13 protein-coding genes are annotated in these 17,565 nt (G+C 59.0%); 5 read left to right on the forward strand and 8 right to left on the reverse strand.

Features of this window, described 5'->3' with window-relative positions:
• Nucleotides 1-65 precede the first annotated feature (65 nt).
• From HFP57_RS15995 to hisD, 3 genes are all read right to left on the reverse strand, one after another.
• Complete coding sequence (locus HFP57_RS15995; RefSeq protein ID WP_176870715.1) at nucleotides 66-1,559, reverse strand: aldehyde dehydrogenase; 1,494 nt, start codon at nucleotides 1,557-1,559, stop codon at nucleotides 66-68.
• Nucleotides 1,560-1,701: 142 nt separating this feature from the next.
• The gene (locus HFP57_RS16000) at nucleotides 1,702-2,472 is read right to left on the reverse strand and encodes an SDR family NAD(P)-dependent oxidoreductase (protein ID WP_176870716.1); all 771 of its coding nucleotides are present in this window, start codon (nucleotides 2,470-2,472) and stop codon (nucleotides 1,702-1,704) included.
• Complete coding sequence (gene hisD, locus HFP57_RS16005; RefSeq protein WP_176870717.1) at nucleotides 2,469-3,791, reverse strand: histidinol dehydrogenase; 1,323 nt, start codon at nucleotides 3,789-3,791, stop codon at nucleotides 2,469-2,471. The genes HFP57_RS16000 and hisD overlap by 4 nt, the downstream gene beginning before the upstream one ends.
• Before the next feature lie 137 nt (nucleotides 3,792-3,928).
• Between hisD and HFP57_RS16010 the strand changes: the two genes are divergently transcribed.
• Nucleotides 3,929-4,969, forward strand: coding sequence for a LacI family DNA-binding transcriptional regulator (locus tag HFP57_RS16010; protein ID WP_176870718.1), 1,041 nt, complete (start codon nucleotides 3,929-3,931; stop codon nucleotides 4,967-4,969).
• 110 nt (nucleotides 4,970-5,079) lie between these two features.
• On the opposite strand, the gene HFP57_RS16015 is transcribed toward HFP57_RS16010, so the two are convergent.
• Complete coding sequence (locus HFP57_RS16015; protein ID WP_176870719.1) at nucleotides 5,080-6,870, reverse strand: hydantoinase B/oxoprolinase family protein; 1,791 nt, start codon at nucleotides 6,868-6,870, stop codon at nucleotides 5,080-5,082.
• Nucleotides 6,867-8,930 carry a hydantoinase/oxoprolinase family protein gene (locus HFP57_RS16020; RefSeq protein WP_176870720.1) on the reverse strand — a complete coding sequence of 688 codons (2,064 nt, stop codon included), beginning with the start codon at nucleotides 8,928-8,930 and terminating at the stop codon, nucleotides 6,867-6,869. Before HFP57_RS16020 ends, HFP57_RS16015 begins: the two co-directional genes overlap by 4 nt.
• Before the next feature lie 139 nt (nucleotides 8,931-9,069).
• Here HFP57_RS16020 and leuC point away from each other — a divergent pair, with 139 nt between their 5' ends.
• The 4 genes from leuC to HFP57_RS16040 all read left to right on the forward strand — a co-directional run bounded on the left by leuC (nucleotide 9,070) and on the right by HFP57_RS16040 (nucleotide 13,808).
• Nucleotides 9,070-10,455, forward strand: coding sequence for a 3-isopropylmalate dehydratase large subunit (gene leuC / locus HFP57_RS16025; protein WP_218135039.1), 1,386 nt, complete (start codon nucleotides 9,070-9,072; stop codon nucleotides 10,453-10,455).
• The gene (gene leuD, locus HFP57_RS16030; RefSeq protein WP_176870721.1) at nucleotides 10,448-11,134 is read left to right on the forward strand and encodes a 3-isopropylmalate dehydratase small subunit; all 687 of its coding nucleotides are present in this window, start codon (nucleotides 10,448-10,450) and stop codon (nucleotides 11,132-11,134) included. The genes leuC and leuD overlap by 8 nt, the downstream gene beginning before the upstream one ends.
• Nucleotides 11,131-12,018 (forward strand): isocitrate lyase/PEP mutase family protein, encoded by an 888-nt coding sequence (locus tag HFP57_RS16035; protein WP_176870722.1) that lies wholly within the window; start codon nucleotides 11,131-11,133, stop codon nucleotides 12,016-12,018. Before leuD ends, HFP57_RS16035 begins: the two co-directional genes overlap by 4 nt.
• 125 nt (nucleotides 12,019-12,143) lie before the next feature.
• Entirely contained in the window at nucleotides 12,144-13,808 is a 1,665-nt protein-coding gene (locus HFP57_RS16040) for an MFS transporter (protein WP_246263203.1), read from the forward strand.
• Nucleotides 13,809-13,885: 77 nt separating this feature from the next.
• On the opposite strand, the gene HFP57_RS16045 is transcribed toward HFP57_RS16040, so the two are convergent.
• The 3 genes from HFP57_RS16045 to HFP57_RS16055 form a co-directional block, all read right to left on the reverse strand.
• Complete coding sequence (locus tag HFP57_RS16045) at nucleotides 13,886-15,343, reverse strand: MFS transporter (RefSeq protein WP_176870724.1); 1,458 nt, start codon at nucleotides 15,341-15,343, stop codon at nucleotides 13,886-13,888.
• Nucleotides 15,344-15,572: 229 nt separating this feature from the next.
• Complete coding sequence (locus tag HFP57_RS16050) at nucleotides 15,573-16,319, reverse strand: cupin domain-containing protein (RefSeq protein ID WP_425500716.1); 747 nt, start codon at nucleotides 16,317-16,319, stop codon at nucleotides 15,573-15,575.
• Entirely contained in the window at nucleotides 16,309-17,397 is a 1,089-nt protein-coding gene (locus tag HFP57_RS16055; protein WP_176870726.1) for a phytanoyl-CoA dioxygenase family protein, read from the reverse strand. The genes HFP57_RS16050 and HFP57_RS16055 overlap by 11 nt, the downstream gene beginning before the upstream one ends.
• Nucleotides 17,398-17,565 lie beyond the last annotated feature (168 nt).

Below are 17,565 nucleotides of genomic sequence, written 5' to 3' on the forward strand. Positions count from 1 at the left end.
AGCGGATTAATCACGCGGATGAGGGGAGGAAGGCCCGGCAAGCAAAAGCCTCTGCCGGGCCTTTTTCATGCTGTTTCCAGTGTTTCGGGAACCGCGTCCAGCAGCACAGTCTTGGCTTCGAGATAGCCTTTCAAGCCCTGGATACCGCCCTCCCGTCCAAGGCCGGATTTCTTGAAGCCGCCAAACCCGATTGAGAAATCGGCCTTAGGGGCGTTCTGGCCCACGGTGCCGGTTCGCAGGCGACGAGCGACTCGGTATGCCTCTTCAAGATCTTCCGTGAACACCGCGCCCGACAGGCCAAAATCGGAGTCGTTGGCGATTTCGATAGCCTGTTCGAGATCATCATACGGCAAGACGCATATGACCGGGCCGAAAATCTCCTCCCGCGCGATGCGCATATCGTTCGTCACATTGGCGAAGATGGTCGGTTCCATGAAATATCCGCGATCGAGATGGGCAGGGCGCTTGCCGCCCGTCACGAGGGTTGCACCTTCGCGCTCACCGATTGCAATATATTCCTCTATCTTCTCCAGCTGCCGTTTCATCGCCACCGGGCCGAGGGCCGTATCCTCATCGAAGGTATGGCCGATCTTCACGTTTTCGGCGACCTGCTTCATCTTCTCGACCAGTTCGTCATGCCGGTTCCTGCTGACGAGGACACGCGACAGCGCAGCGCAATTCTGGCCGCTCAGCGCGCAGATGCCGTCAACCAGGGTTTTGGCAGCCTTGTCCAGATCATAGTCGTCAAGGACGATGGCGGCCGACTTGCCGCCCAACTCGAGCGTGCAGCGTGCTATGCGTTCGCCGCACACCGACGCGATCCTCTGGCCCGCAACGACGCTTCCGGTGAAGCTGACCTTGTCGACGCCGGTGCTGCGGACGAGATAGTCGGACACGTCGCGATGGGCGTTGATCAGGTTAAGGACACCGGCAGGCAAGCCGATCTCGTCCGCGCATTGCGCGATGATATACGCCTCGATCGGCGTTTCCGGGGATGGTTTCATAATGACCGTGCAGCCGGCGATCAGTGCCGGTCCGATCTTGTTCAGCATCGTATTCACCGGCACGTTCCACGGCGCGATCGCGGCAACAACGCCGACCGGTTCATAGGTCAACAATCCGGCGCCGGGACTGGCGGTCTCCTTTTGCTCGACGAGATCCAGCTCCCCGGCGATCTCAATGTAAGGATCCATAGTCTTGGTGAAGAACGGCGCAGCATTTTTCGAGCGATTATAGGGAGCGCCGATCTGCCGGCTCCAGCAAAGTGCGATGTCGTCAGATCGCTCGGATAGCGCATTCGATAGCTTGCGCACCCAGTCGGCGCGTTCCCCGATCGAAAGCCGGGGCCAGGGGCCTTTGTCGAATGCGCGTCGCGCGGCCTCTACGGCCAGATCGACATCCTCTTCCGTTGCCTCGGTGACTTCGGCCACTATGCTTTCGTCATCGGGTGAGATGACGTCGATCTTCCTGCCGCTGTGAGAATCAACCCATTTGCCGTCGATGTAGAGCTTGTCGAGGGGGATATTGGTTGTATCGAGTTCGGGGGTTCCGCCGCTCATTATCCTATCCTTCCGATGATATCTGAAGAAAATTCCGCTTAATGTTCCAGATTACCGCCCACCTTCCGCACGACAACATCCTATTGGTGATTGATCGCCTGGTAGTCTCCTGGCCGCCTCTTTAGTCGCTGCTTTTTTGCCGTCAGTCCGCTGTCCATCCGCCATCGATAACGATGCTGCTTCCGGTCATTAACGAGGCGGCATCGGAGGTGAGGAACACAACGGCCCCCATCAGATCCTCCACCCGGCCGAGCCGGCCAAGCTTGATCTTGCGCAACACCTCTTCGCGGAAATCCGCATCTTCGAAATAAGGCTTTGTCATCGGCGTCTCGATGAATGTCGGGGCGATCGTGTTCGATCGTATACCATGGGATGCCAGATCAAGCGCGAACGCCTTGCTCATCCCTTCGAGCGCCCATTTCGATGCGCAATACAACGCGCGATTGGCGCCGCCGACATGGCCCATCTGCGATCCGATGTGAATCAGCGAACCGGTTTCGCCGGCCTCGATCATCTTGCGTGCGCAGGCCTGAGCCACGAAAAAGGCGGCCCGGCTGTTCAGCCCCATCACGGCATCATAGTCTTCCGGCTCTGCCGATTGCATCGGCATCGGACGGTTGGTGCCGGCATTGTTGACCAAGACGTGAAACGCCTGCTGTGTGTCGAAGAACGTACGCACGGCCGCAATGTCCAATATGTCAAGCTGCGCACTTTGGGCTTTGTATCCATAGGCTCGCAATGCAGCGGCGCCTTCTTCCACCTCGCTCGCCGTGCGCGCTACCAACGTTACTTCGGCGCCGGCTCGCGCCAGCGCGGTCGCCAAGGCCAATCCGATCCCCCTGCCGGCGCCAGTGACGACCGACCGGCGGCCGGCCAGCGAAAAGGAAGGCTGTTGCGGCAGGGAAGGCTTCATGCGGTAATGGGTTCGGCCGCCCCGGCATAAGGTACATTTTGTCCGCCATATCGGCGCACGCGAATATTGGCCTGTTCACCGTGTCCTGCAAATCCTTCCAGGGCGCAGAGACGCGAGCAGTAGCTCCCGATCTCGGCCGAGGCTTCGTCAGTCAGCACGCGCTGATAGGTACATGTCTTGAGGAACTTGCCGACCCAAAGCCCGCCAGTGTAGCGCGCGGCCTTTTTCGTCGGCAGCGTGTGGTTTGTGCCGATAACCTTGTCGCCATAGGAAACGTTGGTGCGCGCGCCGAGGAACAGCGCGCCGTAATTGGTCATGTTGGCGAGATAGTAATCGGGATCCTCGGTCATTACCTGGACATGCTCGGAAGCGATTTCATCGGCGACGGCGACCGCCTCCGCATCGGTTTCGCATACAATGACTTCCCCATAGTCGCGCCATGCGGCTCCCGCATGATCGGCCGTGGGCAATATCTCGAGAAGACGGTCAATCTCGCGCATCGTCTCTCGGGCAAGGCGTTCGGAGGTGGTCAGCAGGATTGCGGGACTGTCGGGGCCATGTTCGGCCTGACCCAGCAAGTCGGTCGCGCACAATTCCGGGTCCGCGCCCGCTTCGTCCGCGATTACCAAAGTCTCGGTCGGGCCGGCGAACAGGTCGATTCCAACCCGGCCGAAGAGTTGGCGTTTCGCTTCTGCCACATAGGCGTTGCCCGGACCAACCAAGATATCGACGGGCGCTATGGTCTCGGTGCCGATAGCCATCGCGCCGATCGCCTGAACTCCGCCGAGTACAAAGATTTGATCCGCGCCCGCCAGAACCTGCGCGGCGACGATGGCGGATGCCGGCCTGCCCTTGTAAGGCGGCGCACAGGTCGCCACCCGGCCGACATCCGCAACTTTCGCGGTAATGACTGACATATGGGCGGACGCCAGCAACGGATATTTGCCGCCGGGAACGTAACAACCGGCAGCGTTGACCGGGATATGCTTGTGGCCGAGAACAACGCCCGGGCGCGTTTCGACTTCGACATCCAGCATGCTTTCCCGTTGGATCCGGGCGAAATTGCGGACCTGGTCCTGCGCGAAGGTGATGTCGGCAATGTCGCGATCGGACAGTTCGTCGACGCACGCCTGCTTTTCCTCGTCAGTCAGCAGAAATGAATCGCGGTCCCAGCCATCGAACTTGATCGACAGTTCCCGCACTGCGGCGTCCCCGCGCGCACCGATATCCTCTAGAATTTTCTCGACCGTTTCGCGGACTGCCTTGTCGTCCAGGCGACGCTCTTCGGAAGTTCTGGCGGTCTTGAGCTTGCGGATCATGTACTGTTCCTGTTCGGATGAGTTTGAGCTTTACTTGCATACGTATTCAACTGTACCTCGCAAGAGTCTGCAACCAACGCCCAGCCATTCGACAGGCGATCAAACATGAAGTTTTTCATCGTTCGGGATTCCGGGAAATGAGTGCTCGTTCCAGCCGGGTGACGTCGCGAGACGTCGCGCGTTTGGCCAGGGTTTCGCAATCCTCGGTCTCGCGTGCCTTTACGGCCGGAAGCGCTCTTTCGGACGAAAAGCGCGCCCGCATTCTGGAAGCGGCCAAGAGGCTGAACTACGTTCCGAATTCGATCGCCAGTATGCTGATCACACGGCGCAGCAACACGATTGCGCTCATCGTCGGCAACACGGATAACCCGTTCTATATCGGGGTGCTGAAGGAGTTTCTCGCCGAATTGCAGGCCGGAGGGCGCCAGGTTCTGACTTTCGTCGTCGATCCGGGTTCGTCCAGCGACGACGTCATCATGCGTGTCCTGCAGCATCAGGTGGACGGCATCATTTTGACGGCGGCGCAACTATCGACCCAGTCGACCAGCCTCTGCCGCGATCGGGGCATTCCGATCGTCCTCTTCAATCGCTATATTCCCCGGATCGAAACCGTTGCCGTTCGGTGCGACAATGCCGGTGGCGCGGAAACTCTGGGTCGCGCCTTCCTCGCTGCCGGGGCAACCAGCTTCGCCATCATCAAGGGCGATCCGCTGGGCACGACCAGCCATGATCGCGTGCAGGGGTTTCGTGATGCGCTCTGGCGTGCAGGGATTCCCGCTACGGCTTTGATGGAAATCGAAGGCGGATCGGTCTACGACACCGCCTTCGCGGCGATCCGCGACACTTATGGGGTGGGCGGAGAAGCCATTCCCGATGGTATTTTCGCAGTCAATGACGTGATGGCCATGGGCGCGATCGATGCGCTTCGTTTCGAGCTTGGCAGGCGTGTGCCAGAAGACATCATGGTAGCGGGCTTCGACGGAATCCCCGAAGCGAGCCGCGCGCCGTATCGCCTCACTACCATGGTCCAACCCATCCAGGCCATGGTCCAAACGACAGTCGGATTGCTGATCGATGACGCGGGGGAGGAGGGTTCCGATCCCCCAAAAATTGAGTCGGATATCATTCTGGATTGTAAGATTTTATGGGGAGCAACGCTTCCTGATGCAGCTGCGTAGATGCGCGCCGGTCATGATGCATCGCGTCTTGATCACGGATGGGATGTCGCGATTACGATTATCGCCGGACACTATCTCCTCTCCCCACCCTTCGGCGCGCGCGGGAGCGGTTAAGATAGCGCCGGCTCTAGCTGCCGGGCTTCATCGGGTTCGAAGCCCATATTGAAGCGGGCGGGTTCGCCGCGTTCGTCGCGCATGCTCGCGCGCAGCGCCGCCGTTTTCTTCGCGTCGACAGCGCCATCGGAAGAAAGGACGACGCCATATTCGGCTTCGGCCTTGGCGGTCGAAAGCAGATCATGCTGTACATCGCGCGCGACGAGGTCCGGTTCGCGCTCCAGCGGATCGCCCCATCCGCCCGAACCGGCGGTGCGGAAGATGATGCGATCGCCCGGCTCTACCGGCAGATTGTCGATTTTCGATGGTATCTGTTCCATCTTGTCGGAGCCGTTCCGGATGATCCACTTGCTCGACGTGCCCCCGGGTAGCCCGCCGTTGATCCCCCAGGGGGGGACCGTTTCCCGATCATCATGGATGGAAATCTCGCCGCTCTGAAGCAGGCGATAAACCTTTTCGATCCCTCCGCCGCCACGATGCAGACCGGCTCCTCCGGAGTCGCGGATGGGTCGATAGCTTTCGACCATGACCGGATTGTAGTTTTCGATGTATTCGATCGGCGTTGCGCTGAACAAAGGCCACCATGCATGGCCGTCCAGGCCATCCCCGCGCGGCCGGCCGGGAACCCCACCGAACAGCAGCTCCATCATCTGAAAATACTGGTTCTCGCTGTCATGGCCGGAAAAGATAAAGTGCGGGCTGGTGCCATATCCCGCGGCCATCGAAAGGTGAGGGGCCTGCTGCCCGAGCGCGCCCGCCTGGCAGTCGAAGAACCGCGTGTGCGTGTTAAGCCGGTTGCCGAGCGGCGCCGGAAAGCGCGGATTGAGCAGGCTGCCTTCGGGCAGGACGACCTCGAAAAGATCGTAAAAGCCCTCGTTGAACAGCATCTCCGGATCGAACGCCATGATCATATAGATGCCGAAGAACAGCTTGCAGAGCCCTTCATGGATATGGAAGTTGATCGGGCCCTCTGCCTGGTCGTCCGTGCCGGTCCAGTCGAACACGGCGATGTCGCCGCGGCGATGAATGGACAATGTCATCTTGAAGGGGCCGTTGCCGCGCCCGTCGTCGTCGACATAGTCGGTGAAACTGACCGGCTCTTCGGGAATGAATTTGCGGATCAGTGCCCGCATTGCTTCTTTGGTGCGATCCAACAGTTGATCGCAGGCCGAGAGATAGGTTTCCTGGCCAAAGCGGTCGCAGATTTCGCCTACCCGCTTCGCCCCGGTTCGGCAGCCGGCGATGAGAGCCATCAGGTCGGACCGATTGGTGTGCGGGGTCCTGCTGTTGTTCAGCATGATGTCCAGCACGCCTTCGTTCAGCACGCCCTTTTCGTAGACCTTGACCGGCGGAACCCGGAGCCCTTCTTCCCAGATGGACCTTGCATCATAGGGCATCGAACCGGCGACCTTGCCGCCGACATCGACCATATGACCGAACATCGATGCATATCCGACGACCGTCCCGTCATGGAAGATCGGCAGCATCACGCACCAATCGTTATTGTGCGAGATCGACCCCCGGCAGGCATAGGGGTCGTTCCAGACGAAAACGTCGCCTTCCTCGATCCGGTTTTCATATTGCTCCAGTACGCCGGGGACATAGGATCCGAACTGCCCCACGACCATCTGGCCGCGCTCGTTGCAGATCATCGGAAAGGCGTCATGCTGTTCGCGGATCAGCGGAGAAAGCGAAATGCGCATGAGGACGCTGTCCATTTCCAGACGCGTGTTCATAAGCGCGTTCTCGATGATATCGAGGGTGATGGGATCGACGGTGGCGGTCATTCGCTTGCCTCCTTTTCCAAAGGCCAGATCAGGATGTTATCATGGCCATCGACTTGCGCGTAATGGCCCGGCAGCAGGACGGTCGTCGTATCATATTGCCGCAAAATGGCGGGCCCCTCGACTCGCGTGTCCTTACCCAGCCGGCTCCTGTCGTAATGCGGGGTGTCCTGCCATTCGCCGTCCCAGAATCCCGGAAGGGTCTCGACGAGAGCGTCTTCCACTCCATCGCTGCCTTCGCCCGCTGCGGTTTGGGACACTTCGGGTGTAGCGCCATTGGCGACGACCCGCAGCGCGACGAGTTCGACGGGCACTTCGAACGAGATCCCGTAAAGACTCTCATGCATCTGGTGGAAATCGCGCAAAACGCTGTCGAGCGAGCCGCCATCCCAGATCAGCTGATCCGGAATGGACACGGTAACCTCGAAACCCTGTTGTTCATATCGCAGGTCGATCGAATATTCGATCCGCCGGTCATCCGACGGCACATCTTGCTGAGTCAGCCAGTCCACGGCTTGTTCGCCCATCTCGCGAAACGCGTTCCAGATGTCTTCCGGATCCGTCCCTGCCGCGCTCTTGATGAACGTGCGGACAAATTCATTCTTGAACTCGGCCTCGAGGAATCCGAGAGCCGACAACACTCCGGGATTGGTTGGTACAACCACGGGGTAACAGCCGAGCAGCTGCGCCACTGCATTCCCGTGAAGCGGCCCGGCACCCCCAAATGCGACCATGCCGAACTCCCGCGGGTCCAGACCGCGCTGAACGGTGATGGCGCGCAGCGCGCCCAGCATAACCTCGTTAGCGATATCGAGCATGCCTTGCGCCGCCGCTTCAGCGGACAGGTCAAGCTTCTCACCGATCTTTCCGACGGCCGTTCGGGCTCCTTCGACGTCCAGTTCCATTTCGCCGCCCAGTAGCACCGGCGGCAGATAACCGAGCACTACATTCGCGTCGCTTACGGTTGGTTCAGTCCCGCCGCGCTGGTAGGCGACCGGTCCAGGCATGGCACCGGCGCTGCGCGGGCCAACACGGAGAGAATTGGTCAATTCTCCCACTTCCGCGATCGAACCGCCGCCCGCCCCAACGCTGCGTACGTCCAGTGTTGGAACTTTGGCGGGGAATGAACCCACTTTGGTGGAGCGCGAAATAATGGGTTTGCCATCGATAATGACCGATACGTCAGTGGACGTGCCGCCCATATCGAACGCCAACAGCCTGTCGATGCCGGTGCGCCGACTGATCATCGTAGTGGCGGTCACGCCGCCTGCCGGACCGGAAAGAACCGTGTGTACCGGGCGTTCGGCGGCGCTTCCAGCGCTCATCAGTCCACCGTCCGACCGGACTATGTGAAGCGGTGCAGCAACGCCTTCCTTGGCCAGGCGATCCTCGATACGGGACAGATAGCGGGTCATGATCGGGCGCACATAATCGTTCATAACCGTGGTGATGGTGCGGTCATATTCGCGGAATTCAGGCAGGATCTCCGATGAAAGGGAAATCGGTATGTCCGGGAAGCGCTCGCCAACGATCCGTGCGAGCTCGCGCTCATGCGCCGGGTTAACATAGCTGTGCATGAGCGAGATTGTCAGCGCCTCAATCCCTGAACTGCAGAGATCGTCGATCAATTCGATAGCCCGGTCGACGTCGAGTTTTTCGACGACTTCGCCCTGCGCATTGATCCTTTCGGGGATACCGCGTGTGTCGGTGAGAGTCGCCAGCGGTTCCGGCTTGTCCATCGTGATCCATCCGAACAGCGGCCCGGGCGTCCAGGATTTCGCAAGGTGCAATACGTATTCAAAACCTGCGGTAGTCAAGAGCCCGACACGAGCGCCTTTACCCTCAAGAACCGCATTGGTGGCAACTGTCGTGCCGTGCAGAACCAGGTCCAGTTCCGCCGATTCGATGCCGGCGCGTTCGCAGATCAGGCGGACACCGTTGGTCACACCAATCGACTGATCTTCCTGAGTAGACGGGGTTTTCGCGCGATAGGTCAATCGCCGGTCGTCATCGTGAAGGAGTAGGTCGGTGAAGGTTCCGCCAACGTCGACACCCAGTCTCATGGTTTAACCCTTTCGTTCGAATCGCACTGCGCGACCCAGCGTAGATTGACTATTGAATACGTATTCAAATATGGATATGTCAATCGCGCAACAGCAGGTTCCGCCCAACGCAGGCCTGTGCAGGAGCCGACTAACCAGCATGTCCATGCCACGAACCTTGTACGACCGCTTGTGGGACGGCCACGTTGTGAAACGATATCCGAGCGGCAAGGAACTCATCTATATTGATCGCCATCTCGTGCAGGAGGTATCCAGCCCGCAAGCGTTCGCCGGTCTCGACGGAAGAGGGGTCGACGTCCGCAGGCCGGGTGCGCAACTCGCCGTCGCCGATCACGCCGTCTCGACTGATCCGGACAGGCTCCCCCGACCGGGCAGCCTCGCCGCGAAACAGCTTCAGCGCCTGACCGAAAACTGCAGCCGCCACGGCATTCGCTATATTCCTATGGACAGCGGTGACCACGGCATCGTTCACATCATCGGGCCCGAACTTGGTTTTACCTTGCCCGGTACGACGCTTGTTTGCGGCGATAGTCACACGTCCACACATGGCGCCTTTGGTGCACTAGCTTTCGGTATCGGCACCAGCGAATGCGAGACGGTGTTCGCTGTGCAATCACTTCGGCAGCAAAAGCAGCGACGGATGCGGGTGCGCCTGACTGGCAAATTCGGCCGGGGCGTATCGGTGAAGGACGCAATATTGGCACTGATTGCTCGGATCGGCACCGGCGGAGCGCGCGGTTTTGCCGTCGAATTCGCTGGCCCCGCGGTGTTGGCGATGTCCATGGAAGAGCGGATGACGCTGTGCAATATGTCGATCGAGGCCGGCGCGCGGATCGGGCTGGTCGCCCCGGATGATACGACCTTTGCCTATCTTGAGGGGCGGCCCTACGCGCCGGGCGGCGTTTTGTGGGATCGCGCCGTCGCATCATGGCGTGCGCTCCGCACGGATGAAGGCGCGGTATTCGATCATGAGGTTTCTTTCGATCTTTCCGACCTCGCACCTCAAGTGACCTGGGGCACTACGCCTGCGGAATGCGCCGCGGTGACCGGACAAGTTCCCGATGCGGTCGGCGGTCAGGACTATATGGGCCTCAAACCGGGTGACAGGATCCAGGGTATAGCGATCGATCGCGTCTTCATCGGTTCATGCACGAATGGGCGGATTGAGGATTTGCGCCGCAGCGCGAATGTCTTGCGGGGAAGGAAAGTGGCCGAAGGCGTCAATGCCATGGTCGTTCCGGGCTCGGCTCGAGTAAGGGAGATGGCCGAGGCGCAAGGGCTGGACCGCATCTTTCGCTCGGCCGGGTTCGAATGGCGCAATGCTGGTTGTTCGATGTGCGTGGCGATGAATGACGATCGGCTGGAGGTTGGAGAGCGCTGCGCGTCGACATCGAACCGGAACTTCGAAGGACGCCAGGGGAGGGGCGGCCGGACGCATTTGATGAGTCCCGAGATGGCCGCCGCCGCAGCTGTAACTGGAAAGATCACTGACGTGCGCCGGCTGTTGGAGGGAGTGGATGGATAAATTTGCGATGGTAACGTCGGTCGCTGCGCCTTTGCCGCGTGAAGATATCGACACCGATCTGATATACCCCGCACGCTTTCTGCTGCTGATTGACCGATCGCGGGTGGGGAAGCATCTGTTTCACGACCTGCGCCACGACCACGCATCACTCGGCGGCGGTCCAGACCATGTATTCGTACTCGACCGGGAACCGTATAAACAAGCCGCTATCCTCGTTTGTGGCTTCGGTTTCGGGACCGGCTCGAGCCGCGAGCACGCGGTCTGGGCGCTCGCGGATGCGGGGATAAGGTGCGTGATTGCGCCATCGCTCGGGGAGATATTCCAAGCCAATTGCGTGAAGAACGGGATCCTTCCGGTCCTTCTCGATGGCGATCCTTATGCTAAACTGCTGAAGGCGGCGGAGCGTGCCGAACCGGTAACAATCGACTTGAACGATCAGGAGATCCGTCTGGCGAGGGGTTCGGCAATCACCTTTGACGTCGACCCCGAATCGCGGCGAATGCTGCTCGAGGGGTTAGATGAGATCGAAGACGTTCTGGTCCAAGACATCGACGACATAGATCGATTCGAGCGAACTCAGCGTGAGAATTTCCCTTGGCTTTATCTCGACACCGGCGAACTTTCCCAGGCGACCGGTCTCAACTGCAAATCCAATTCACAGGGTGAAATTGTTTCATGACTACCGCCAGCCTTCGCTCCGCCATCGAAAAGAAACGTTTCGTGACCGCGCCCGGGGTTCACGACATGATCGCCGCCAAACTTGCCGACCTGGTGGGCTTTGATTTCGTCTATGCGTCCGGCTTCTGGCAGGTCGCGTCGGCCTATGGTTTGCCGGACGTCGGGATCGCAACCTATACTGAGATGCTCGCGCGCATTTCGCTGCTCGCGAAAAACTCGAAGGCTGCGATCATTGCGGACGCCGATACCGGCTATGGCGGGCTGCTGAACGTGCATCACACCGTTCAAGGCTACGAAGCGGCGGGTGTGCGCGGAATCCAGATCGAGGATCAGACTTTTCCCAAGAAATGCGGGCACACGCCCAATGTCCGCGTCGTACCGTGCGACGAGATGGTCGAGAAGATCCAGGTGGCCTGTGCCGCGCGAACGGATCCTGCAGAAACCCTGATCATCGCCCGGACCGATGCCATTCAGACGGAAGGCCTGTCGAAGGCTATCGGAAGGGCCCAAGCTTATGCCGACGCTGGTGCGGATATTCTTTTTGTCGAAGCCCTGGAAAGCGAGGAGGACATGCGGACCGCATGTTCCGAAATCGCCAAGCCGATGCTCGCCAATATGGCCGATGGCGGCAGGACACCGATCCTGCCCGCTGCCCAATTGGAGGAAATCGGCTTTTCGGCGGCCATCTTTCCCGCGATGGTGGCCTTGGCCGCTTCAGCGGCGATGAAGCAGGCACTGACGACACTCAAGTCCACGGGAACGTCGCAGTCAGACTCGCTCGAGCTTCTCGACTTCAACGAATTTCAGCAGTTTATCGGTTTTCCTGATGTTTGGGCACTCGAAGAGAAATGGGCTGCCGTTCATGGTGAACCGAGTGATGGCTGAAATGCTTTGCCGGCATAGGTGTTCGGCAGCCATAAACGGCGCATTTCGTCCAATCGGGTACCAATCGCATTGGAGCGGTGGCCGTTGATCCACCATCTTGTCCACCTCCGATTGTTCCGCCGGACATGAGCAGATTGTCGACACACACAGCCTCGTGGTTGAGCACGACCTTTGCCCCTCTGTCCAATCGGCCCTTCAGGAATATTTGGGCGGCCGGAACGGCCAGCAACCTCGGTTCGGTAATTCAAGCCACGTCGGCGGCATGGCTGATGACCACCATGACCACATCGCCTGTATTGATTGCCTTGGTTCAAACCGCTGCCACGATACCGCTGGTGCTATGCGCCCTGCCTGCCGGGGCGGCGGCCGACTTGTACAACAAGCGGCTGCAGATGCTGTTCGGCAATGTGCTGAGCCTTGCGGCAATCATCTTACTCGTGGTCCTGACAGTGCAAGACGAAATCACGCCCTACAGGCTCCTGGCGCTCACAGGCATAGCCAGCGTGGGCCTCACGGTCATGTTGCCAGCCTGGCATGCCAGCGTGATCGAGATGGTGACGCGCGCGGACTTGGCCGCCTCGGTTTCGCTCAACTCGTTGGGTTTCAACATTGCACGGGCGGTCGGCCCTGCCATCGGCGCGGAAATCATCGCTATCGCCGGGATTGCGGCGGCGTTTTCCGCCAATGCGGTATCTTATCTGTTCATGATCGCCGCGCTTCTGGTGTGGCGGTACAAACCCATCAGAAAAACCCTGCCACAGGAATCGATCGGCCGAGCGATGGTCGACGGACTGCGGTTCGTCGGGCTATCGCCGGGCCTTCGTCTCCATATCGCCCGCGGCTTTCTGCTGACATTTACCGCGTCGGCTCTTTTGGCCTTGCCCCCGGTAGTGGCTTTGGAGCTCGATGTCGGAGCGCGAGGATTCGGCATACTTTTGACGGCGTTCGGCGTTGGCGCAATGGTTGGATCGCTCTCCGTCGCGTCGGTCAGACTGCATATGCAACCAAAGCGGCAATTGCTTTTCGCCATGCTTTGTCTGGCTGTCTCCAGCATCGCGCTCGCGGCAAGCCCGAATCTGTTCTTTGCCGCCTTTTCATTGCTGATCGGGGGATTTGGCTGGATACAGTCCGCGTCCACTCTGCAGGTTACGGTGCAGACCGCTTGCCCGCGTTGGGTCACCGCGAGGACGATCTCGATATTCAGCACGACCTTTGCCCTGGGAATAGCAAGCGGAGCTGCGCTTTGGGGCCTGTTGGCCGCGGAATTTGGCATGACGACGGCATTGATAGGATCAGGGATGGTCACCGCCGGAGCGGCCATATTTTCCTCGTTGGTCCATTTCTACGATCCCAACGAAGACGATCTGCAGCCAAGGTTCGAGCTGGACAGTTACCGGGCCCCTCAGGTCGATCCGAGATCCGGGCCGGTGTGGCTGACCGTCGAGTATCGGGTGCCAAAAGCGAATGTGACGCAGTTTCGCAGCGCGATGCGGGACTATGCCCGAATTCGCCGCCGTGATGGCGCGCGTAACTGGTCATTGGCGCAGGACATCGATTCTCGGGACATCTGGATCGAACGTTTTCAGAGCCCAACCTGGGCCGACTTTTTGCATCGGATATCCCGTATGCTGGTGGCAGACAATGTGACGCGGGAGCGGATACTCGCTCTATGCGAGGACAAGCCTGTCTGGCGCCGCCAATTGGAACGGTCTGGCCGCGCGCGCGAACTGTCTGACGGTCGTGACGAGGATGAGGGCGAAGTGGGGTCTTTCTTCCGTTCGATGACCTGAGTCCGGCTTCCGTCGCTTACTTTTCGGGGATGCCGGTGTCGGGAAAGTCAGACGAATGAGGCGAGGGTGCCGTCTACTCAGTGTTTCAGTGAATAGCCTCGCAGGACGAGGACCGCCATTATCATCCCGATGGCAGGCGATATGGCGACACAGAAATACAGTGCCTGGATCGCGCTGTCGCTTTGATCTGCCTGTCCTGCCACATAGCCGCCGACCCCCATTATCAGGCCAGCGATTGCAACGCTGATTGCCGAGACGCCACGCTCGATCGTCGTGAACACGCCGGACAATACGCCTTCCTGGGAAACTCCTCCCCGTTCCGACTCATATTGCAGGGTGTCAGGCAGCATCGCCTGGATGACCAGGAGCATACCACCGCCCGCCAAACCGATCAGGATTCCGCGTATGACGAACCCGGCGGCGGATTCACCGGGTTGCGCCAGCAACCAACTGAGATTTGCTCCGGCGTTCAACGGAACCGCCAGGTAAAACGTGTTGCGCTTACCGATCCGGTTGCACACCCACACCCAAAAGGGCTGCGAGAGAACGACGGATGCCAGGAGAGCGGCGCTCAGCAAGCCTAGAATAGCCAGCGATTTCTCAAGCGCGACGGTAAGGAAGAACGCCAGCGCCGCAGCCTGGATACCAGTCCCCAGCAGATAACAGGATTTGGCACCGACCAAGCGCACGAACGGCTTGTTGCCAAGCGCCTTGCCCATATCGCGAAGCCGCGGACGTTGAGTGACATTGTCAACTTGAATGACGCGGGCATGCGCTGTCATGACGAAAGACGTCAGGCAAGCGATCAATATGATGGCCGCCATCACATAGCCCATCATCGCGAATCCGGCCATGCCGCCGCCGCCGCGGGCAACAATCCACGGTGCCAGCGCTTGAGCAAACATCAGACCTGCGGAAGACGCATAGACCCTGTACGACATGAGCAATGTCCGCTCTTTCGGATTGCCCGTCAGCTCGTAGGACATCGTGATGTAGGGCACGGCGTAAACCGTATAGGCGATTGCGTAGAAGCAGAGCGCCACGGTCACGAAAATTGCCGGATATTGGGCCGCCACGCCAAGCGGATTGGAAAAAAGCAGAAGGACGGAAAGGGCGCAGAGGATGCCGCCGATCAACAGATAGGGCCGACGGCGCCCCCAGCGCGAGCGTGTCTGATCGCTTATCGATCCCATCAAAGGATCGATAACGGCGTCGAAAAGGCGGGTTGCGGAAATAATGGTGCCGGCAAGAGTAGCGCTGAGCAGGAGGTGGTCCACTATATATATCAGGAGCAGCGTGTTGACGCTCCCCAGCAAAACGGCCGTTCCGGTCGATCCGAAGGCCCACCCGAGCGCGGTTTTGACGTTCAGTTTGGGTTCCGCCGGGGATGTCAGGCCAGGTACGACCCGCTCGCCTTGATCATCGTCCAAGGCCTCGGTTCCGACGAACTCCGTTGCGGCGGCACCAGCCAGCTGGTTGGATCCTGCGGGCGCGATGGGTCCTATTCCGTTGGCTTCGTCATCCGAGTCTACCATTCAGGTCCATCCGTCCAATCGCGAGATCTGGGTTGTAAAAATTCCCACATTCAAAGATTGCATTACGTTCCGAAATAGTGGGCAAGGTAACTTGAAAATGCTCAACTGGCGAGAAGTTCGACATGCAGCCGAAGTCGCGCGCCGATCGTGAAACCGGCTTGTGCAGGTGTCCGGGTTTCCCTCCGAAAAGGGGGCGATGCCGATACTCGGTGGTCTGGTCTTCGCGGGTTCAGCCACTGCGAATGCAAAATGCTGCATCATGGCTGATCATGATCCGGCCGGCTCGTCGGCATTGAAGCGAAACCGAAGCGTCATCGCCAACCCGACACATATAGGTCTGGTCTCGCAGCTCATCGCCATTTGGGATGGAAAATTTCCCGGTCATCACAAATAATTCGAGCAGACCCGACGTCTCCACCACCACCCATCTACCTTGAGCGGATGCCCTGAAATCCAGGAGCGTGCTGCCGCGGCCGGTCTCCGCCACCTCGTGCAAGCGTTTTGCGTGGACACCTTCGGCCGCCAGCGGTTTTGAATAGCGGCCAAAATTCGTCGCGCGCGGCAGCTGGAGAGCATAGTCGTCCGAATGGCGGCCAGCCGCGACATAAGGTTTGTCGCTCCTTGGTTCGTCTTCCCAGAATGTCGTATTGGTATCGCTGATACGCAAATAAACTTCATATCCTCCGCGCACATGCACTTTGGTTCCGTGGACGAAGTAAGCCGGGTAAAATGCGTAAGACCCTTTTCGAAACCAGGTCGATCCATCGAAGGTGAAATCTCCGCCGAGACACAGAAATTCCTCGTCTGCCGAATGATATTGTCCCCGTGCCAGACCAGGGGGGCGGGTGCTCGACCTGAGGAGCATCGTATGCGGTCCGCTATTCCGGTCGCCGTTCAGCAGCTTGAAGCTCAAAACGTCACTCAGAGATCGCCATCGCAGAGCGTTCGTGTCGATTGCGTCGCGATTATCCCGCACGTGAAGCCGTCAATTGATCGGTTGAAGAATCGCGGCGGCAAATCACCGGGAAGATATCGTCCTGATCGACCGGTTTGCCTTTCGGCATTTTGTCGAGCGGCATGCCGGGAGTGTTGACGCATTCCGGCCTCGGATCCCAGACGACATCATCACCAAACCAGCGCGTGCTGTATGCGATCCGCGGTTGGGTGGGATGCAGATTGGCTCCCCCGCCATGCTGCATGTTCGGGTGGAGGATGACGACATCGCCCGGCTCCATATCGAACGCGATGAACCGCACATCCGGATCGTCCCGTCTTTCTTCCCAGTCGTAGAAATTGGGCCGGTCGGAAGGCTGATCCGCCATCTTCGCATTGAATGTGTTCGGCCAGGGCTGGGGCGAAACCTGTTCTCTGTGACTCCCTGCGATATATTCCAGACTGCTCAGTTTTGCATCGACGGGTAGAAGTGGCATCCACATTGTCGGCACCTGGGCCCCGCGAACCGGCCATGCCGGTTCGTCAGCATGCCAGTAGGTCTTGGTCGAACACTGTGCTTCCTTCAAGAATATCGCGTCTACAAAGAAGCGCAGACTGGTCGCGCCGATAACGTCCGCCACTGTTTCGGCGGCAGTCGAGTTCTGAATGAACGAACGAAACTCCGGTGCCCACCAATACATATATTTGTATCTGATGAATCCCTTGCTTTGCTCGGTGTAATGGCTTCTTTCCGCCGCGCTGGAGCTCTTGATGGACTCGATCTCGCGCTGCAATAGCGGATCGTTCTCGAGGAAACTGTCCGGAAGATCGCATATCTGCTCATCCGGCAAATTCTGGATCCGGCGCAAGCCGGAAAGCAGCAGTTCGATCCAGCGGTTATCAAACGCGCCTTTTACGAAAACGATGCCGTCGCGCTCATAGGTTTCGCGATGTTCGGCCGTTACCTTCTGCAGCTTCTCAGATTGCATCTTCTCATAGCCTTGGCTGAAGTTTCTGCGATCCAAATGGACCGCAATGGTTAGGCGAGACTCGTGGATTCCTATGCGATCCGACACGATGTCGACCAATTCCGAGTTTGAATTTCTTGATAGTTTTTTCAAATATTTTCGCTTGAAGCGGCCTTTCCCCTAGGGGAAACAATTTAGTCTTTGGGCCGAGCTTTCAGCTATTTTGAGCTTCAGCAATGCTTCTTGATGACGCAAACAAGAGATCGGCTGGAGCAGATTCTCGGGACGTTGCGTGAAATGGCGGTGCGATCGAGGAAGACA

The sequence above is a fragment of the Parasphingopyxis algicola genome, assembly GCF_013378075.1.
Lineage (GTDB): Bacteria > Pseudomonadota > Alphaproteobacteria > Sphingomonadales > Sphingomonadaceae > Parasphingopyxis > Parasphingopyxis algicola.